We start from the raw sequence: 17,659 nt of genomic DNA, 5'->3' as shown, positions 1-17,659 counted from the left end.
CTTCACGCTCGTCCGATCAGGCCACGGCACGCAAGCCCGCATTGGCCCGCGCATTGTCCGGCAATGCCTGCCGCGCCGCCTCCAGCAATATGTCGGCGAGACGGGCAGCCACCGGCTCGGGTTCGGCATCCCGGCGATGCAGGTACAGCGCCATCGTGGGCAGGGCCGGCAGCCCGGCGATCTCAGGCGTCATTGCGCTGACGCTGGCCGGCAGGCCGATGTCGGTGCGGATCGTCAGCCCCAGTCCCGCGGCGACGGCCGCCCAGATGCCGCCAAGGCTCGGGCTGGAGAAGGCCATGCGCCAGGGCAGCCCGGCGCGGTCGAGCGTTTCCGTCGCTACCGTGCGCAACAGGCACGGCGCTTCGAACGCCACCAGCGGCAGTGGCTCGCCGTCGCGCAGGCTGGTCTCGATGCGCTTGGCCGGGCCGATCCAGCGCATTGGAACATCGGCGATGTGCTCGCTGTAGGGCAGCGTCTGGCCGCTGTGCCAGGCAAGTGCGATGTCGAGGCTGCCTGACATCACCCTTTCGGCGAGGTCGTGGCTGCGCCCGATCCTGGCCTCGATCTTGACCTTGGGGTGGGCCCGGGCGAAGCGGCCGAGCACGTCTGGCAGCACCGCCTCGCCCAAATCCTCCTGCATGCCGAGCCGCACCCAGCCTTCCAGCTCGACATCATGGATCGCCGCCGCTGCTTCGTCATTCAATTCGAGCAGCCGTCTCGCATAGCCGAGCATGGTTTCGCCGGCCTCCGTCAAGGCCAGGCCGCGCCCCGATTTGCGGAAGATCGGCGTCGCTGCCTGCTCTTCCAGCTTCTTCAATTGCGCGCTGACCGCCGAGGTCGAGCGGCCAAGCCGGTCGGCGGCCTTGGCAAAGCTGCCCAGCTCCATGCCGGTGACGAAACTGCGGAGAACGTCGAGGTCGAAGGTCACGCGTTGCATAGAAACGTCCTGTTTTTCAGGATTTATAATCAAAAACTTCCTGATTTTAAGGATGAAATTATGACGCTAGAGAGATGCCGTCAAGGTCCAGGGGACTGGACCGTCACGGGAATGAAATCATGTCCGCCATTGTCGACTGCACCGACCAACAGCCAAGACAAATCCTGCAAGACAGGGCTGCCGACCCCGCCGGAAGGGTGTTCAGCCCCGGCCATCGCTGGAAGGTCCTGGGTATCGGCGTCTCCGCGAACGCCAGTTTCTCGGCCACTTTTTCCGGCATACCGGCAACGGCGGTCGTGCTTCGCCAGGGCTATCACCTGGGCAATGCCGAACTTGGCGTCGCGCTCGGCGTTCTCGGGTTGGGGGTTGCGCTCAGTGAACTGCCCTGGGGCTTGCTTACCGACCGCTGGGGCGATCGCCGCGTGCTTCTGATCGGGCTCGGCGCGACGGCGGCCTGGCTCTTCGTCATGGCGATGCTCGTCGTCCCGACGAGGACCAGTATTCCCAACGTCACGCTCCTGTCGGCCAGCCTGCTCCTCACGGGATTGCTGGGGGGCAGCGTCAACGGTTCAAGCGGCCGCGCCATCATGGCCTGGTTTCGAGAAAGCGAACGCGGCTTCGCCATGAGCATCCGGCAAACAGCTGTGCCGCTTGGTGGCGGCCTCGGCGCGCTTGTTCTGCCGTCGCTTGCCCTGGCTTGCGGCTTTGCCGCGGTGTTCGGGCTCCTGGCGGCAGCATCCGCTCTGTCCGCCCTGTTCGCATGGCGCTGGCTGCATGAGCCGCCGATGCAGGGCGAGGGCCAGTTCGGCTCGGCGGCTGTGGCCGGGCCGCCGCCGCTCCGCAACATCGAGGTCTGGCGCATCGCCACCGCCATCGGCCTGCTCTGCTTCCCGCAAGTGGCGGTGCTCACCTTCGCGTCGGTATTCCTGCACGACTTCGCCGAACTGGGAACGGCGGCGACCAGTGCCAGCCTCGCCGCCGTGCAGATCGGCGCGATGGTCATGCGCGTCTGGAGCGGCCGCTTCACCGACCGCCATGGCAACCGCCGCCAGTTTCTTCGGTCTTGCAGTGCGATCAGCGCGCTTGGCTTCGTGGTGCTTTGGCTGGTGGTTCTGGCCGCTCCCGCCATGTCAGGCAGCGCGTTCTTCCTGGTGGCGATCCTACCTGTGCTCCTGGTTGTCGCAGGCATCTCGGTCTCTTCCTGGCACGGCGTCGCCTACACCGAGCTTGCCACGCTGGCCGGCACCGGCCATGTCGGAACCGCGCTCAGCCTTGCCAACAGCTTCGTTTTCGTCGGGTTCTTCCTCGTGCCGGTGGCCATTCCGGGGCTTCTGCACTTCTGCTCATGGCCCGGCGTCTGGCTGTCGGCAGCCATCTGCGCGCTGATCGCATGGCCGATCTTCCTGCGGCCGACCTGAGGGACGTGCCAGCCGCAAAACCGCCCGACTTCGAAATCACCACCTACAGTCGACTAAGAAAACCCGATCGATTCCGTTAACGTCCCATCAAGGTTAATGCATCATTTTGCTCTCCAGTGGGGTCAGTAGCGTTCCTGGAGAGTGTTCCGTGCATCGACGTGTGTTGAAGCGGCTGGTCGCCGCCGCCGGTGAGAGAAAACGCGGCTTTCTGCCTCAGCTCGTCATCGGTCTCGGCATCTGGATGGGCTTCCCGACCGTCGCCGCCTACCAGGACATGACCAGCCTTGTTTCCGGCCTTGAAGCGTCGAGCACGCGCTGGAATTCCTATGTCGAGAAATCCGTTGCCGGCTCGACCCATTCCGCTGAAATGCCCTTTGTCGATTCCGATGTCACCGGCTCTATCTCCGGATCGGGTATCCATCTGGCCGGCGTCGGCAATGTGTCGTTTCGGGGCAAGGGCGGCAAGGTCAGTGGGACTCCCGACGAGGACCGCGTCGTGCGCGCCGACAAGAAGGGCCGCATCGTCCAGATGTCTCCCGTCGCACCGCCCAAGAACTTCAACGCCGGGTCGATCTTCGAGCGCACCTCCTCCTTGCTGCGCCCCAGCATGGACAGCGGCCTCAAGATGGCCTTCGCCAAACCGCAGATCAAAGGCAAGGAAATCCAGATCGCCGCGGCGTTCCATGCGCGTGAGGACAAGAAGTCGGATCCCGGCGTGCCGGCCATGCTTGCAGCCCTGGTCAACAACGACCATCCGGATGTGCTGGCGACCGCCTATGCGCAGGCCGAGCCGGACTATGCCAAGGCGTCGCCCTTCGAGGCCCTGCTGCAGGACGACAAGCCGAATGACGGCCGCTTCATTCCGCCGATGGCCAAAGGCGACCATTCGTGGATACAGAACCCGCTTCCGGCAAGCGTCTTCTCCAAGCCGGAACAGGCATGTCTTGCCAACGGCATCTATTTCGAGGCGAGGAGCGAATCCGTGCGCGGTCAGGCCGCCGTTGCCCAGGTCATCCTCAATCGCGTCCGCAACCCGGCCTATCCGAATTCGATCTGCGGTGTCGTCTACCAGAACGACAGCTGGTTCAACCGTTGCCAGTTCTCCTTCGCTTGCGACGGCAGGAAGAAGCGCATCGACAGCCCGGCCGCCTACAAGACCGCCCAGGATATCGCCATGGCCGTCACCGCCGGCAAGATCTTCATCCCCGAGGTCGGCTCTTCGACCCACTACTACGCCCAATATGTCCATCCCGGCTGGGCACGCACGATGCAGAAGATGACAAAGATCGGCCTGCATATCTTCTACCGGACCTATGGCGGCGGCTGGAGCTGAGCACCGAACAGTCGCTGATCTTTTCGCGCGGTGCGCGGTCGATCAAGGAGCCATTGCCTGGGGGATTCGTGCCATGCATCCCCGTCATCGCGGCGGGCACGATGTCGCACCTTTCTAAATATCTGATTTTATTGCCTAAAATACATGGCGATGAACTTCTGCCCGTGGCTTGACGGGCGCAAACCCTCTAACTATGTTGCCGGCGACTTTAGAAGCGGACGGACGGTGACGGTCTGACCGGGCAGGGGGGTTGCGATGGCCGATAAAAGCAGGCCAGACGGAACCGGAGAAACCGGCCGCGGCAAGCAGCATGAACCCGACATCCGCGACGACGATCTTGAGCGCCGCCGGCGTGAACTTGAAGCATCGCTTGCGACAAGGCTGCCGAACCGGCTCGAGGGGAAAGACGACGCGAAAGCGGGCAGTGCGGCCGGTTATGGCCAGGCGGTCAAACTCTCCAGCGAATTTATCGCCGGGGTGGTGGTGGGCGCCGGCATCGGCTGGATGATCGACCGTCTGGCGGGGACCTCGCCATGGGGGCTGATCGTGTTCCTGCTGCTTGGCTTTGGCGCCGGCGTGCTCAATGTCATGCGTTCCGCGGGCGTTGTGGCCGAATTCGGACAGGGCGATAAGTCGCGTTCTGACCGGGACGATGGAAAATGACCGCCCTTCAGGCGTCATTTGGAAATAGCCGCCCTTTGTGTGGCAATGGTAATTTGGCCGTACGCGGCATTGACGGGGTTTGAACGTGGCAGCTGACAAGGTCGATCCGATCCACCAGTTCCATATCAACAAGCTGATACCGATCGAGATCGGCGGCTATGACCTGTCGTTCACCAATTCGGCGCTGTTCATGGTCGCCACCGTGGTTGTCGCGGCGGCGTTTCTGTTTCTGACGACGTCGAGCCGCAGCCTTGTTCCCGGCCGGCTTCAGTCGATCTCCGAAATGGCCTATGAGTTCGTCGGCAACATGTTGCGCGATGCCGCCGGCACGCAAGGCATGAAGTTCTTCCCGTTCGTGTTCTCGCTGTTCATGTTCGTGCTGGTCGCCAACCTGCTTGGCCTGTTCCCGTATTTCTTCACCGTCACCAGCCATATCATCGTCACCTTCGGCCTCGCCGCCCTGGTGATCGGAACCGTGGTCGTCTACGGCTTCATGAAGCATGGTCTCGGTTTCCTGAAACTGTTCGTGCCGCATGGCGTGCCGGTGTTCCTGCTGCCGCTGGTGGTGCTGATCGAGGTGATCTCCTTCGTGTCGCGCCCGGTCAGCCTCTCGGTTCGTTTGTTCGCCAACATGCTCGCCGGCCACATCACGCTGAAGGTGTTCTCGGGGTTCGTCGTCAGCCTGAGCGCGCTGGGCGCGGTCGGCGTGGCGGGCTCGGTCCTGCCGCTTGCAATGGCGGTGGCGCTGACCGCTCTGGAATTGCTGGTCGCCTTCTTGCAGGCCTACGTCTTTGCCGTCTTGACCTGCATGTATCTCAACGACGCCCTGCATCCCGGGCATTAATCCAAGAGTTTCCGGCATTGGCGCCGGATGGAATCGCAACGGAATTTTAGATCCAAAGGAGTTGAACAAATGGACGCAGAAGCAGCAAAGTACATCGGCGCCGGCATCGCTTGCCTGGGCATGGGTGGCGCGGGCATTGGCCTCGGCAACATCTTCGGCAGCTACCTCGCGGGCGCTCTGCGCAACCCGTCGGCTGCTGATGGCCAGTTCGGCCGTCTGATCTTCGGCTTCGCCGTGACCGAAGCTCTGGGCATCTTCTCGCTTCTCATCGCGCTTCTGGCCCTGTTCGGCTGAGCCCCTCTTTGGCTAAGCCATGAGAAGATTGGACAGGCCAGCCGCGAAAGCGGCGGGCCTGAATTTCGGGGATAGTCCATGTTCGTGACATCTGCCTTCGCGCAAGAGTCCGCGCCTGCCGCCGATACCAGCCACGCTGCTACGGAAGGCGACACGCATTCCGGCACCAGCGTGCCTGCTGAAGCGCACGGCACGTTTCCGCCATTCGATCCTGCGACGTTTCCGTCGCAGCTTCTGTGGTTGGCGATCACTTTCGGGCTGTTCTATCTCTTCCTGAAGCGGGTGGTGATGCCGCGTGTTGGGGGCATCATCGATGTCCGCAACGATCGCATCACACAGGATCTCGACCAAGCAGCCAAGTTGAAGGGCGAGGCCGACGCCGCTGTTGCTGCCTACGAGCAGGAACTGGCGGAAGCCAAGACCAATGCCAACGCGATCGGCCAGCAGGCCAACGATGCGGCCAAGGCCGAAGCCGAGACCGCACGCAAGAAGGTCGAGGCCGCGCTTGACCAGAAGCTTGGCGAGGCCGAGGCGCGCATCGCTTCCATCAAGGCCAATGCCATGAAGGAAGTCGGCACCATTGCCGAGGACACCGCTTCGGCGATCGTCGAGGCACTGGTCGGCGGCAAGGCCAGCAAGGCCGAGATCGCGGCCGCGGTCAAATCCGTGGCCGGGTGAGGAGCGCATCATGGACGCCACATCTCTCGCAACACTTTGGGCAACGGTAGCCCTCGTCATCTTCCTGGGCGTTGCCGTCTACATCAAGGTGCCAGGCCTGATCGCCAAGGCGCTCGACGCCCGCGCCGCCAGGATCAGCAATGAGCTTGATGAAGCGCGCCGGCTGCGCGAGGAGGCCCAGCAACTGCTTGGCCAGTATCAGCGCAAGCGCAAGGAAGCCGAGCAGGAAGCCGCCGACATCGTCGCGGCTGCCAAGCGCGAAGCCGACATGCTTGCCGCGGATGCGCACAAGAAGACCGAGGATTATGTTGCCCGGCGTACAGCCCTTGCCGAGCAGAAGATCGGTCAGGCAGAGCGTGACGCGATCGCTGAAGTCCGCGCCAGCGCCGTCGACATCGCTGTCGAGGCTGCGCGCACCCTGCTGGCCGGCAAGATCGACGCCAAGGCCGGTGCCGACCTCTTCAAGGCATCGCTTGCGGATGTGAAGTCGAAGCTGAACTGAGCCTGTTGTTCAAGCAAGGATCGAAGCCGCCCGGGAAACCTGGCGGCTTTTTTGTTGTTGCGGAAATGATCTCCCCCTCGAGGGCGGGAATGATCTCCCCCTCGAGGAAAGAGATTACCCGCTCAGCCGTTTCGCCGATCCCTTAATTCAATCAAGTCCGGCCAGGCTCTCTTCTTCCGCCACCTCAACGCCGCCCAGCCTGAACGGCGCGAAGGACACGCGGTGCAACCGTGCGACAGGCCCGTGCGCCTCGATTGCCGTGCGGTGGCGGACCGTGGCGTAGCCCATGTGGACCTCGAAACCGTAGCGATCGTGATGGTTGCCGCAACCGCACATCATTCTGTCCCGCATCACCTTGGCGACGATCGAGGCGGCAGCGATCGATTGCGACCGCTGGTCGCCCTTGATCAGCGCCCGCCCCGCGCAAGGCAGGCCTGGCGGCACGTCGCGCCCGTCGGCGAGCGCGAGCTTCGGCTGAACAGGCAGGCCGACCAGCGCACGGCGCATGGCCTCCAGGCTGGCCTTGAGGATGTTGCTGCCGTCGATGCCCTCGGCGCTGATGGACGCCATCGAAACGCCCAGCGCGGAACCAAGAATTCGCAGGAACAGCGCCTCGCGCTGCAAGTGGCTGAGGCGCTTGGAATCGTCGAGCCCGTCTGGAATGTTGGCGGGGTCTAGCACCACCGCCGCGGCGACGACTGGCCCAGCTAGGGGGCCGCGACCGGCCTCATCCATCCCGGCCACCGGCCACAGACCGTCGGCCATCGCCTTCGTCTCGAAGGAGAAGTCGGGCTTCTCGACGATTTCAAAGAGAAGCGGAGAATCGGAACGCGCGCGAGCCATGTTGCGGCGAGGTTCGCATCGGCTCCGATTCTCCGCAAGTCCCTCCGGGTCGGGTGGGGCGCCGGACCGGGAGGGCACCGTCTGCAGGCCGGGGCAGGCCGGACGGGATTCTTGTGCTGCGACAGATCAAACCACCGCAGTGAATTGACCTCTCAAAGCAGCGTCAGCTGCAGCTGGTCCTTTCCGGCGGAAACGAACTGGTCGGTCCGAAGCGCACGCCGTTCGACATTGAGGCCGAGCCGCTTGGCGGTGATCTCGAAACGCCGGCCTATCTGCCAGGCGTAGGGACCGGCACCCTTCATGCGCTTGCCCCATTCCGAATCGTAATCCTTGCCATCACGCATCGAACGGATCAGCGACATCACGTGGCGGTAGCGGTCGGGATAGTGGCGCAGCAGCCAGTCCTTGAAGATCGGACTCACCTCCAGCGGCAGGCGCAGGATGACATAACCCGCCTCGCGCGCGCCGGCCGCGCGTGCCGAATCGAGGATGCGTTCCATCTCGGGGTCGGTCAGGCCGGGGATGATCGGCGCCACCATCACCGAAGCCGGAATGCCGGCATCCGAAAGCTGCCGGATAGCCTCCAGCCGCTTGGTCGGCGTCGATGCGCGTGGCTCCATCGTTCTGGCCAGCATGCGGTCGAGCGTCGTCACCGACAGCGCCACCTTGGCCAGCCCGCGCTCGGCCATGCGCGAAAGAATATCGATGTCGCGCGTCACCAAGGCGGACTTGGTGACGATGCCGACCGGATGGCCGCGTGCTTCCAGCACCTCGAGGATCTCGCGCATGATCCGGTATTGCTTCTCGATCGGCTGGTAGGGGTCGGTGTTGGTGCCGATGGCGATGGTGCGTGGCTGATAGCCGTCCTTCGACAGCTCCTTGTCGAGCAAGCGCGCCGCATCCGGCTTGGCGAACAACTTGGATTCGAAATCGAGACCCGGCGACAGGCCCATGAAACTGTGTGTCGGCCGGGCAAAGCAATAGACGCAGCCGTGCTCGCAGCCGCGATAGGGGTTGATGGAACGGTCGAAGGAAATGTCGGGCGATTCGTTGCGGGTGATGATGGTGCGAGGCTTCTCGACCTGCACTTCGGTCTTGAAGGGCGGCAGTTCCTCCAGCGAATTCCAGCCGTCATCGAAGACATGCCGGCTGACCGGCTCGAATCGCCCGGAAGGATTGATGCCCGCCGACCTGCCGCGATTGCGGTCCGGACGGACACGCACGCCGCTCTGCTCGATCATTGCATTGGCCATCTCGGCTCTTCCTGCCCCGAAAGCTGCAATGTCGGCGCGCACGATCTGTTCCATTTTCGCCCGCTCCCAGGGACTGTCCATGTTGTGTCGAATCGCTCGGTTCATGAAATTATTCCTATTTTGCCGATGAGAACAAAGCAAGAACTTTTTATGGTGCAGCGCAAGAACTGGCGCTCTGCGCCGCTTTCCGCTATTCGGCTAATGATGCTCAGCGTTCTCATAGAAACCCGAAATGACGAGGAGGCTCTCGCCCGCACGCTCGCCTCGCTGATTGGCGGCGCGGTCGAGGGCGTGGTGCGCGAAGTCATCGTCTGCGACACGGGTTCGACCGACCAGACGCATCGTGTCGCCGAGCATGCCGGCTGCCACTATGTCGCGAGCGGCGGTGTTGTTGCGGGCATCCGGCAAGCCAAGGGTGAATGGCTGTTGCTGCTGGAGCCCGGTGCGCGGCTGGTGGAGGGCTGGATCGACGAGGTCGTTGCCCACACGGCCAGGCAAACCATGGCGGCGCGGTTCTCGCGGGTGCGGGCCAGCCGCATGCCGTTCCTGGCGAGGGTCTTTTCGGGAAATCGCGCTTTGGCCGAGGGACTGGTGATCAGCAAACAGCAGGCCGCCGCCGCGGCGAAGAATGCCGGCAGCGCCGAGGCCATCGCGCGTGGCCGCGCGACAAAGCGGCTCGACGCCGAGATCTGGGTGGCGTCGCCGAAGCAAGAGCACCGCTCCCCGATCTGATTTTTGCAGTTGCTCTCTCCATTGTGCATTGCACAAAAGCTGACGCGGGATTAGCTTCCTGTAGAGGCGGGTGAATTTGGTTTGGGTCATGCCGAGGGCCGAGCGCCGATGCGTATCAGTGCCGCTCTCATAGCCGAGGATCCGATGAACCTTTCGACATCAGACAAATCTGGTGCTGCCAGTCTCGAGGCAATCGCGCGCAATGGCAGCCTGCTGCGCCGCATCGCCGTGCGCATTCCGACCTATTTGACGGATCTGCGCGAAAACCCCGCCTGGTTGCCGATGTTCGTTTTGGCCCGCACCATGCCTGGGCGCCGGATGCACTGGCTGGGCGCAAGGCGCGCCCATCCGGCCGAAAATGCCGGGGATACAATGTTCGCCGGCATCGAGCGCGCCGCGGTGGTCGAAGCGCTGCGCTGCGACGGGCTGTTTTCAGGCCTGGTCCTGCCGCCGGCGATTCACGAAGAGATCGCGGATTTCGCCCAGCGCACGCCTTGTTTCGGTAATTTCGATCGCCGTCTCGAATTCATGCCGGGTGAACATGCCGAGGCCGAGAAGCGCTTTGGCCGCTCGCTGCTCAGCGGCCATTATTTCGAACGCACACTCGACTGCGGTGCAGCGCTCGCCATCCAGCGCGATCCGCTGCTTCTCGATATCGCCGCGCATTATCTCGGCGGCCAGGCAAAACTGATCACGACGCGCGTCTGGTGGAGCTTTCCGACCGGCGAGGCCTCGGACGCCGACAAGAACCTTGCCTCGCTGGGCAAGTACCATTTCGACCTCGACGATTGGCGCATGCTGAAATTCTTCTTCTATCTCAAGCCCGTCGACGCCGACACCGGTCCGCATGTCTATGTCAGGGGCAGCCACAACCGCCGCGCCCTCAAGCATCAGCTCACCTTGCTGGTGGGGCATCCCGCGCAGGAGGTTCTGGATGTCTATGGCGAGCAGAGCCCGGTGACGCTGACCGGCGAAGCGGGCCTCGGCTTCGTCGAGGATCCGTTCGGTTTCCACATGGGCACAGTGCCGGCGCGCACGCCGCGGCTGATGATGGAAGTCGGCTTCGGCGTATCGCCGCCGTCACGCCGGCGGTTTCATGGGGAACCTGTCATCCGCTGAACGAGAACTATTCGAAGCTCATCTCGACAGGCATCCAGCGCGAGCGGCGCCTGGCTTGTCGCTGCGCTTTGCTTTCCGTGTCGAAATCCACCGGGATCGGCTGCTGGCTGAACCGTTCTTGGTCGTCCAGCGCGTTGATGATGACAATCGCTCTGGCGTCGGCGTCTGCGGTGATCGCGGCGACATAGACGCCGCACTCCCGGCAGATCAAATAGTCGGCCGTCCTCAGCCCAAACCGGTATCGGTGCAATCGCATTTCGTCCTTGACCGAGATGATCAGCCTGCCGTCCGGGTCGGCAACGGCGCGCGAACCATGTTTGACGCAGAACGAGCATTGGCAGGCGCGAACTTCGATCTGTGATGGGTCGAGCCCGGTTGAAAATCCAAGGCGTATGTTGCCGCAGTGGCATCCGCCAGTATGCATGGTCATCGTATCTGCCTTGTCGTGAACGGCGATGATCGCCTTCAGGCAAGATACTTTTCCAGGGTCCGGTGCGGAATGGCGTTTCGAAGGCGCCGGTAGCGTTCTGCCTGGCAATCGCGACGCGAAACCGGTGCTTTGCCTCGGCTTTTACGGAGCCGATTTTCCGCGCCGCAGATGCTCGTCGAGGCGCGGCATGATCTCGACGAAGTTGCACGGCATGTGCCGGTAATCGAGTTGCGCTTTCAGGATGCCGTCCCAGGCGTCCTTGCAGGCGCCGGGCGAGCCCGGCAGCACAAAGACGAAGGTGGCGTTGACGACGCCGCCGGTGGCCCGGCTCTGGATCGTCGAGGTGCCGATCTTGTCGTAGGAGATGCGGTGGAACACTTCCGAAAAGCCATCCATGCGCTTTTCGAAGATCGGCTCCAGCGCTTCCGGCGTTACGTCGCGCCCGGTGAACCCGGTGCCGCCGGTGGTGATCACGACATCGATCGCCTCGTCCTTCGACCAGCCGAGCACCTTGTCGCGGATTTTTTCGCGGTCATCGGTGACGATATCGCGGGCGGCAAGCCTATGGCCGGCTTCAGTGATGCGGTCGACCAGCACCTGGCCGGATTTATCGTCGGCAAGGCCGCGTGTGTCCGAAACGGTCAGCACCGCGATGCGCACGGGAATGAAGGAACGGCTCTCGTCAATTCTGGCCATCAGCTCCCTCCGATGCGATGCTGCGCGTCGCCGCGACGAACCAGTCGGGCTGACGGGTGCGGATCTCGGCGGCCGCGCGCTTGGCGACATTGCCGGTCTCGAACAGGCCGAAGCATGTCGCGCCCGATCCGGACATTCGCGAAAAACCCGATCCAGCCTTGTTCAGCCAGGAAAGCGCCCTGCCTATGGCGGGCTGTATGGCAAGGGCTGCCGGCTCGAGATCGTTGCGGGTGACCTCCAGCCAGTTGCGTAGGCTGTGAAAATCGATGATGCGCGGCAGCGGCGGCAGGCCTTCATTGTCGCGCCGCGACAGCGCGTTGAATATTGCGGCCGTCGAGACCGGCGTGCCTGGATTGACCAGCACCAGCCCCAGTGTCGAAAAATCCGGTACCATCGACAGCTCGTCGCCAATGCCGCGCGCGACCAGCGGCTTTGCCGCCAGGCACATCGGCACGTCGGCGCCAAGCGAGAGGCCGATCCGCGCCAGTTCGGCGCCATCGATGTCCAGGACCCAGGTCTCCGCCAGCCCGCGCAGAACCGCTGCCGCGTCGCTCGAGCCGCCGCCGACGCCGGAGGCGACCGGCAGGTTCTTTTCGAGCCGGATGGCGACCGGCGGGGTTCTCTGCGGCCCGGCCGCCCTGCGCAGGGCATCACGCGCCTTGAGCACCAGATTGCTGGCGTCGAGAGGAACCGTCGGCGCGTAGCGGCCGGACACGGTGAAATCATCGCTATCGGCGAGCGCGATCTCGACCCGGTCGCCAAAACGCGTGAACACCGCCAGGCTCTCGATCAGATGATAACCGTCCGGGCGCCTGCCTGTGACATGCAGGGCAAGATTGATCTTGGCATGCGCAGGCCAAGCGCGTGCACCGATGACGGTGTCCGCAGCGTCTGATGTATGCGGGATGATGCTCAGTCCTTGGCCAGCCGGTATTCGCCGGTCTTCGGATCCTTCACCAGCGTTCCCATCGTGCCGTTCGCCGCCTGCTTTTCGGTGCGTCGCACCTTGGCCGTCACGCGTTCGGCTTCCCGCACGAAGGTGCGGTAGCCGAAATAGGCGGCGACGCCAACGACGGTGAAGAAAATGATCTGCGGCATGTCAAAACTCCTCCCACGCTGGGCCGGCAAAGGCGGCCGGTCGGGTCGGTTGATGCATGTCGCCCAAAAGTGGATCCGATTTTGGGAAAACGACATGCATAAGACTTCGAGCACTCATGCTAGACGGTTTTGCTCGGTTTTCAAAGCCCGAAGCGAGCCCACAGCGCGCGCTCTTCCGCCGCATCGATGACGCCGCTGGCGGCAGCCGCGGCAATATCGGGCGCCGAAAAGCCCTTGCTCGAGCCAAACAGACCGAAGCGGCTGAGGAAACCGCGCGGCGCCGTGATCAGCCTGAGCTGGGTTTTCGATCCGAAACGGGTTTTCAGCACCGTGCGCATGTCGCCGAGCGCATCGACCAGGCCGAGTTCGAGCCCCTTCTTGCCGGTCCAGAACAGGCCGGTGAACAGGTCCGGATCGTCTTTCAACTTCGAGCCGCGCCGCTCCTTGACGAGATCGATGAACGTGTCGTGCACCTCGAGCTGCAGCGCCTTCAGGCGCTCGACGTCTTCCTTCTTCTCAGGCTTGAATGGATCGAGCACGGCCTTGTTCTGGCCGGCGGTGTGGACACGGCGCTCGACACCGATCTTCTTCATCAGTTCCGGGAAACCGAACGAGGCCGAGACCACGCCGATCGATCCGACGATCGACGATGGATCGGCGAAAATCTCGTCGCCGGCGGCCGCGATCATGTAACCGCCCGATGCCGCGACGTCCTCGACGAAGACCAGTACCTTTTTGTTCTTTTCCGTCGCCAGGTCGCGGATACGCTTGAAGATCAGCCGCGACTGCACCGGCGAACCTCCCGGCGAGTTGATCGAGACGGCAACCGCCGGCGCGTCGAAGGAAAATGCCTTCTCGATGAGGCCGGCGGTGGAGGCCAGCGACAGGTTCTGCCGGAACTGGCCGCCCGACATGATCGTCCCGTGCAGCCGGATGACCGGAATGGTGACGACGGTGGAGCGCCAGGATTTCGGCAGCAGGCGGTTGAAAAGACGTTTCACGATGGCGCGGTCTCCGGTCGATGGGTTGCAGGCATGTAGGGATTCCCCGGCCAACGGCAATGTGGCGGCCAAGAATAGCTCAGTCTCCGAACAGCGAGGCGAGACCGTTGGCAATCATTTCGCTGCGCTCGTCAGGGCCGTGGCCCGATTGCGCATGAAGCATCAGGGGAGGGCGGATGGCGAGTCTTCCACGCGCTCCGAGCGTTGCCCGCACGACGATGCGGATCGCTACGGCGTCGGGGCGAGGATGCACGGCGAGCAGTTCGGCATCGCCGAAACGGCCAGCGAGGGCGTCGAGAACGGCACCGAGTTGTTCGGGCCGCGCAATGACGGCAAGCCCGCCGCGCGGCCTGACCACCGCCGCGGCACTTCGGATCCAGCTCTCGAACAGCCCGTCCTCCATGACATGCGCTTCCTTTCTCAGGCGATCGGGCGTGGCGCGGTCGCGTGCGGCGTTGAAGGGCGGGTTCATGATGACGAAGTCGAAGTCATTGTCGGCGAGGCCGGCCGCCGCCCGCGCCTTGCCCGACACCGTGACATCGGCGACGAGCACGGACGCGCGATCGCTGAGATGCGCATTGCCGGGGTGGGCAAGGGTGGCAGCCGCGAAGGCCGCCATTTCCGGCGCGCGTTCGACAAGCACCGCCTCGGCGGTCGGGCAGCGCGACAGCACCGCCAGGCCGGCGGCCCCGGCTCCGGCGCCGAAATCGGCGAGACGTCCGCCAAACGAGGATGGCACGGACGCCGCAAGCATCATCGCATCCATGCCGGCGCGATGGCCGCCATGCTTGGGCTGCACGAGCCAGAACCGGCCGCGATGGAACGCGTCGACCGTGTGGGCCGGCGTGTCCGGGGCAAGGGCGGCTGGTACGGCGGACATTATTTTCCGCGAATCTCGTTGGCGATGCCGGCGTCGGTCAGAATGCGCCGTGCGGCGTCGGCCTGATCCGCGTCGACCATGATGCGTCGCGGCAGGATACCGAGCGAGCCGTCGAGCACGCTCATGTTCTGGTCGGCGACGAAGCAACCGATGCCGGCATCGCGCATCAGCGATTCGACAAAGGAAATGATGACGGCGTCGTTGGTGCGGATGAGCTCTATCATCGGATGAAACTCGCAGCTTGCGCTATTGATGTAAACGGGCAGGGGATTTCCGTGGCAAAGCGGAGCTCCCCCTTCGGTGTCGGTTGACACGCTATCGTTGCCGCCGCGCCAATTCGCCACTTGCCGTGTCGGTGTCTGCCGCCCTAGAGTCTTGTCGGGATTAAGGGTGCCGTCGCACGCGTTATACCAAGACGGGAGTGATTGTCGTGGGTGTCGTTCTCAACATCGAAAACGGGAAGCGGGAGCCCGCCTCCATCAAGGATTTGATCGATCTGACGGCGGCCGATATGGGGCGTGTCAACGAGTTGATCCTGTCCAAGGCCGGCTCCGATGTCGAGATGATCCCGGAGGTTGCCAACCATCTGATCTCGTCTGGCGGCAAGCGGCTACGGCCGATGCTGACGCTCGCCGCGGCCCAGATGTTCGGCTATGTGGGCGAGGGCCACGTCAAGCTCGCAACGTCGGTCGAATTCATGCACACCGCGACTTTGCTGCACGACGATGTCGTCGACGAGAGCGGCATGCGTCGCGGCAAGAAAACCGCCCGCATGATCTGGGGCAACCAGGCGAGTGTCCTGGTCGGGGATTTCCTGCTTGGCCAGGCCTTCCGCATGATGGTCGATGTCGGCTCGCTCGAAGCGCTCGACATCCTGTCGAGCGCCGCCTCGATCATCGCCGAGGGCGAGGTGATGCAGCTTGCCGCCGCCAAGAACCTCGAGACCACCGAGGATGAACATTTCGCGGTCATCAAGGCCAAGACCGCGGCGCTGTTTTCCGCTGCCGCCGAAGTCGGCCCCGTCATTGCCCAGGCGACCCGCAACGACCGCGCGGCACTGCGCTCCTACGGCATGAATCTCGGTCTTGCCTTCCAGTTGATCGACGATGCGTTGGACTATGGCGGCACCAGCAAGGATCTGGGCAAGAATGTCGGCGACGATTTCCGCGAGGGCAAGGTGACCTTGCCGGTCATTCTCGCCTATCGGCGCGGCACCAAGGCCGAGCGCACCTTCTGGAAGCGCGCCATCGAGGACAATGTCGTCGATGACGCCGGCCTGGAAAAGGCGATCGGGCTGATGACCCGCCACGGCGCGATTGCAGACACGATCGGGCGCGCCAGCCATTTCGGCGAGATCGCCCGCGACGCGCTGGCGCCGCTGGAAGCGACGCCGCAGAAATCGGCGCTGATCGACGTCATCGATTTCTGCATCAGCCGGGTGAACTGAGAAGCGCTGCCGCGCCTCTCCGGCGCGGCAGACGAGACGCGCAAGAACGCAATCCGCCGAATCCCGGTCCCACAGTCTCGACAAGCCGCCTTGCCGCAAATTATCTATAAAAAATGGCAAAGGGCACAGACGACACCATCGCGGTGCGCATCAGCAAGATACTGGCGGATCGCATCATCTCGGGCGCGATAGAGCCCGGGGCTCGGCTTCGGCAGGACCATGTCGCCGAGGAATTCCACACCAGCCATGTTCCCGTACGCGAGGCCTTCCGCCGTCTCGAAGCGCAAGGGCTGGCCGTCAGCGAGCCGCGCCGTGGCGTGCGCGTGGCGGCTTTCAATCTGGGCGAGGTCAAGGAGGTCGCCGAAATGCGGGCCGCGCTCGAAGTGCTGGCGCTACGCCATGCCGCGCCGCACCTGACGCCAGCCATTCTCGATCTGGCCGAGGAAGCGACCAAGGCCGGTGACAAGTCCCGCGATGTCCGGTCATGGGAAGAAGCCAACCGCGCCTTTCACCGGTTGATCCTGGCGCCGTGCGGCATGCCGCGCCTGCTCGCCACCATCGACGATCTGCACGCCGCGAGTGCGCGCTTCCTGTTCGCCGCATGGCGCTCGGAGTGGGAGAAGCGCACCGACCAGGACCACCGGGCGATATTGACCGCCTTGCGGCAGGGAAACACCGAATCGGCGGCAGTGACACTGGGGCGGCATGTCCAGTGGATTGGCCGCAAGCCGGTCAAGACGGCCTCCGGGGCGACGCGCGAGGCCTTTGCAATCGTGGGCTAGACGGCCTTTGCAAAGGGAAGGCTTGCTATCTCCAGGGAATTGTGGATTCGATAATAGATCGAAAACAGAAATTATCTATAATTTGCAATCGATCGAAGGAATCCCAATGGCAAACATCGCATTCACCTCCCGCAAACCTTCTTTCAGCCCGCTCAGGCTCCAGGATCGCGCTCTCGGCTGGCAGGTCGGAGCCGTCGTGCTCGGCACGCTGTTCCTGGCGTTGTCGTCCTATATCGAAGTGCCGATGGTGCCGGTCCCGGTGACCATGCAGACTTTCGCCGTGACGCTCATTGGCGCGCTGTATGGCTGGCGGCTTGGCGCGGTCACCATCGCGGCATGGCTGGTCGAGGGCGCGGTGGGCTTTCCGGTCCTGGCCGGAGGCGCGGCCGGTGTAGCGCATTTCGTCGGGCCGACGGGCGGCTATCTCTTCGCCTTCCCGATCACCGGCGCGCTTGTCGGATGGCTGGCCGAACGCGGCTGGAACGGCAACAGGGTGGTGCTTGCCTTCGCCGCCATGCTGCTCGGCAACCTTGCCTGCCTGGTTCTGGGCACGGCATGGCTCGCGGTGATGATCGGCGCCGAAAAGGCCATTACCTTCGGCTTCCTGCCGTTCATCGTCGGCGGCTTGCTCAAGTCGGCGCTCGGTGCCGCGACACTCAAGCTGTTTTCAGGCTACAAGCCGGAGCCGGGCGATCTCAGGCTGTAAGAA

22 protein-coding genes are annotated in these 17,659 nt (G+C 63.6%); 12 read left to right on the top strand and 10 right to left on the bottom strand.

What is annotated here, in order from left to right:
• Positions 1 to 16: 16 nt before the first annotated feature.
• Entirely contained in the window at positions 17 to 937 is a 921-nt protein-coding gene (locus AC56QQ_RS24795) for a LysR substrate-binding domain-containing protein (protein WP_497123721.1), read from the bottom strand.
• A gap of 119 nt (positions 938 to 1,056) precedes the next feature.
• Here AC56QQ_RS24795 and AC56QQ_RS24790 point away from each other — a divergent pair, with 119 nt between their 5' ends.
• The 7 genes from AC56QQ_RS24790 (at position 1,057) to AC56QQ_RS24760 (ending at position 6,669) form a co-directional block, all read left to right on the top strand.
• On the top strand, positions 1,057 to 2,355 hold the full coding sequence (locus tag AC56QQ_RS24790) for an MFS transporter (RefSeq protein ID WP_497123720.1): 1,299 nt from the start codon (positions 1,057 to 1,059) through the stop codon (positions 2,353 to 2,355).
• Between the two features lie 148 nt (positions 2,356 to 2,503).
• Complete coding sequence (locus AC56QQ_RS24785) at positions 2,504 to 3,688, top strand: cell wall hydrolase (protein ID WP_497123719.1); 1,185 nt, start codon at positions 2,504 to 2,506, stop codon at positions 3,686 to 3,688.
• 255 nt (positions 3,689 to 3,943) lie between these two features.
• Entirely contained in the window at positions 3,944 to 4,351 is a 408-nt protein-coding gene (locus AC56QQ_RS24780) for an AtpZ/AtpI family protein (RefSeq protein WP_256749357.1), read from the top strand.
• Positions 4,352 to 4,436: 85 nt separating this feature from the next.
• Positions 4,437 to 5,195 carry a F0F1 ATP synthase subunit A gene (locus AC56QQ_RS24775; RefSeq protein ID WP_091576882.1) on the top strand — a complete coding sequence of 253 codons (759 nt, stop codon included), beginning with the start codon at positions 4,437 to 4,439 and terminating at the stop codon, positions 5,193 to 5,195.
• Positions 5,196 to 5,264: 69 nt separating this feature from the next.
• Positions 5,265 to 5,489 (top strand): F0F1 ATP synthase subunit C, encoded by a 225-nt coding sequence (locus AC56QQ_RS24770; protein ID WP_006206606.1) that lies wholly within the window; start codon positions 5,265 to 5,267, stop codon positions 5,487 to 5,489.
• A gap of 78 nt (positions 5,490 to 5,567) precedes the next feature.
• Positions 5,568 to 6,167, top strand: a complete 600-nt coding sequence (locus tag AC56QQ_RS24765; protein ID WP_497123718.1) for a F0F1 ATP synthase subunit B — start codon at positions 5,568 to 5,570, stop codon at positions 6,165 to 6,167.
• Between the two features lie 10 nt (positions 6,168 to 6,177).
• Positions 6,178 to 6,669: a F0F1 ATP synthase subunit B gene (locus tag AC56QQ_RS24760; RefSeq protein WP_091576452.1), complete on the top strand. Its 492-nt coding sequence runs from the start codon at positions 6,178 to 6,180 to the stop codon at positions 6,667 to 6,669.
• A gap of 147 nt (positions 6,670 to 6,816) precedes the next feature.
• On the opposite strand, the gene rnhB is transcribed toward AC56QQ_RS24760, so the two are convergent.
• Together rnhB and AC56QQ_RS24750 are read right to left on the bottom strand one after the other, a co-directional pair.
• Positions 6,817 to 7,512, bottom strand: a complete 696-nt coding sequence (gene rnhB / locus AC56QQ_RS24755; RefSeq protein WP_091576450.1) for a ribonuclease HII — start codon at positions 7,510 to 7,512, stop codon at positions 6,817 to 6,819.
• 152 nt (positions 7,513 to 7,664) lie between these two features.
• Entirely contained in the window at positions 7,665 to 8,819 is a 1,155-nt protein-coding gene (locus AC56QQ_RS24750) for a PA0069 family radical SAM protein (protein ID WP_489863660.1), read from the bottom strand.
• Between the two features lie 150 nt (positions 8,820 to 8,969).
• On the opposite strand from AC56QQ_RS24750, the gene AC56QQ_RS24745 reads away from it, so the two are divergent.
• Together AC56QQ_RS24745 and AC56QQ_RS24740 are read left to right on the top strand one after the other, a co-directional pair.
• Entirely contained in the window at positions 8,970 to 9,497 is a 528-nt protein-coding gene (locus AC56QQ_RS24745) for a glycosyltransferase (protein ID WP_489863661.1), read from the top strand.
• A gap of 144 nt (positions 9,498 to 9,641) precedes the next feature.
• A complete protein-coding gene (locus AC56QQ_RS24740) occupies positions 9,642 to 10,616 on the top strand; it encodes a hypothetical protein (protein WP_497129111.1) in 975 nt (324 codons plus the stop codon).
• A gap of 7 nt (positions 10,617 to 10,623) precedes the next feature.
• Here AC56QQ_RS24740 and AC56QQ_RS24735 read toward each other — a convergent pair whose 3' ends face one another.
• The 7 genes from AC56QQ_RS24735 to AC56QQ_RS24705 all read right to left on the bottom strand — a co-directional run bounded on the left by AC56QQ_RS24735 (position 10,624) and on the right by AC56QQ_RS24705 (position 14,945).
• Positions 10,624 to 11,046, bottom strand: a complete 423-nt coding sequence (locus AC56QQ_RS24735; protein ID WP_489860365.1) for a GFA family protein — start codon at positions 11,044 to 11,046, stop codon at positions 10,624 to 10,626.
• Positions 11,047 to 11,187: 141 nt separating this feature from the next.
• On the bottom strand, positions 11,188 to 11,742 hold the full coding sequence (gene moaB / locus AC56QQ_RS24730; RefSeq protein WP_497123717.1) for a molybdenum cofactor biosynthesis protein B: 555 nt from the start codon (positions 11,740 to 11,742) through the stop codon (positions 11,188 to 11,190).
• Positions 11,729 to 12,649: a 4-(cytidine 5'-diphospho)-2-C-methyl-D-erythritol kinase gene (locus AC56QQ_RS24725; protein WP_497129109.1), complete on the bottom strand. Its 921-nt coding sequence runs from the start codon at positions 12,647 to 12,649 to the stop codon at positions 11,729 to 11,731. The genes moaB and AC56QQ_RS24725 overlap by 14 nt, the downstream gene beginning before the upstream one ends.
• Positions 12,650 to 12,654: 5 nt before the next feature.
• Positions 12,655 to 12,840, bottom strand: coding sequence for a hypothetical protein (locus AC56QQ_RS24720; protein ID WP_489860367.1), 186 nt, complete (start codon positions 12,838 to 12,840; stop codon positions 12,655 to 12,657).
• Between the two features lie 140 nt (positions 12,841 to 12,980).
• Positions 12,981 to 13,841 carry a S49 family peptidase gene (locus AC56QQ_RS24715; RefSeq protein WP_489860368.1) on the bottom strand — a complete coding sequence of 287 codons (861 nt, stop codon included), beginning with the start codon at positions 13,839 to 13,841 and terminating at the stop codon, positions 12,981 to 12,983.
• Between the two features lie 79 nt (positions 13,842 to 13,920).
• Positions 13,921 to 14,721 carry a tRNA1(Val) (adenine(37)-N6)-methyltransferase gene (locus tag AC56QQ_RS24710; RefSeq protein ID WP_497123716.1) on the bottom strand — a complete coding sequence of 267 codons (801 nt, stop codon included), beginning with the start codon at positions 14,719 to 14,721 and terminating at the stop codon, positions 13,921 to 13,923.
• Positions 14,721 to 14,945: a putative signal transducing protein gene (locus tag AC56QQ_RS24705; protein WP_091576439.1), complete on the bottom strand. Its 225-nt coding sequence runs from the start codon at positions 14,943 to 14,945 to the stop codon at positions 14,721 to 14,723. The genes AC56QQ_RS24710 and AC56QQ_RS24705 overlap by 1 nt, the downstream gene beginning before the upstream one ends.
• A gap of 206 nt (positions 14,946 to 15,151) precedes the next feature.
• Between AC56QQ_RS24705 and AC56QQ_RS24700 the strand changes: the two genes are divergently transcribed.
• The 3 genes from AC56QQ_RS24700 (at position 15,152) to AC56QQ_RS24690 (ending at position 17,656) form a co-directional block, all read left to right on the top strand.
• Positions 15,152 to 16,168, top strand: a complete 1,017-nt coding sequence (locus AC56QQ_RS24700) for a polyprenyl synthetase family protein (RefSeq protein ID WP_269903636.1) — start codon at positions 15,152 to 15,154, stop codon at positions 16,166 to 16,168.
• Positions 16,169 to 16,281: 113 nt separating this feature from the next.
• Positions 16,282 to 16,950, top strand: coding sequence for a GntR family transcriptional regulator (locus AC56QQ_RS24695; protein WP_497100627.1), 669 nt, complete (start codon positions 16,282 to 16,284; stop codon positions 16,948 to 16,950).
• Positions 16,951 to 17,056: 106 nt separating this feature from the next.
• On the top strand, positions 17,057 to 17,656 hold the full coding sequence (locus tag AC56QQ_RS24690) for a biotin transporter BioY (protein ID WP_489860371.1): 600 nt from the start codon (positions 17,057 to 17,059) through the stop codon (positions 17,654 to 17,656).
• Positions 17,657 to 17,659: the final 3 nt, after the last annotated feature.

It is taken from the genome of Mesorhizobium sp. RCAM 05099 (genome assembly GCF_059683685.1).
The sequence above is the reverse complement of the archived record's forward strand: the minus strand, read 5'-3'. Positions and strand labels throughout refer to the sequence as shown.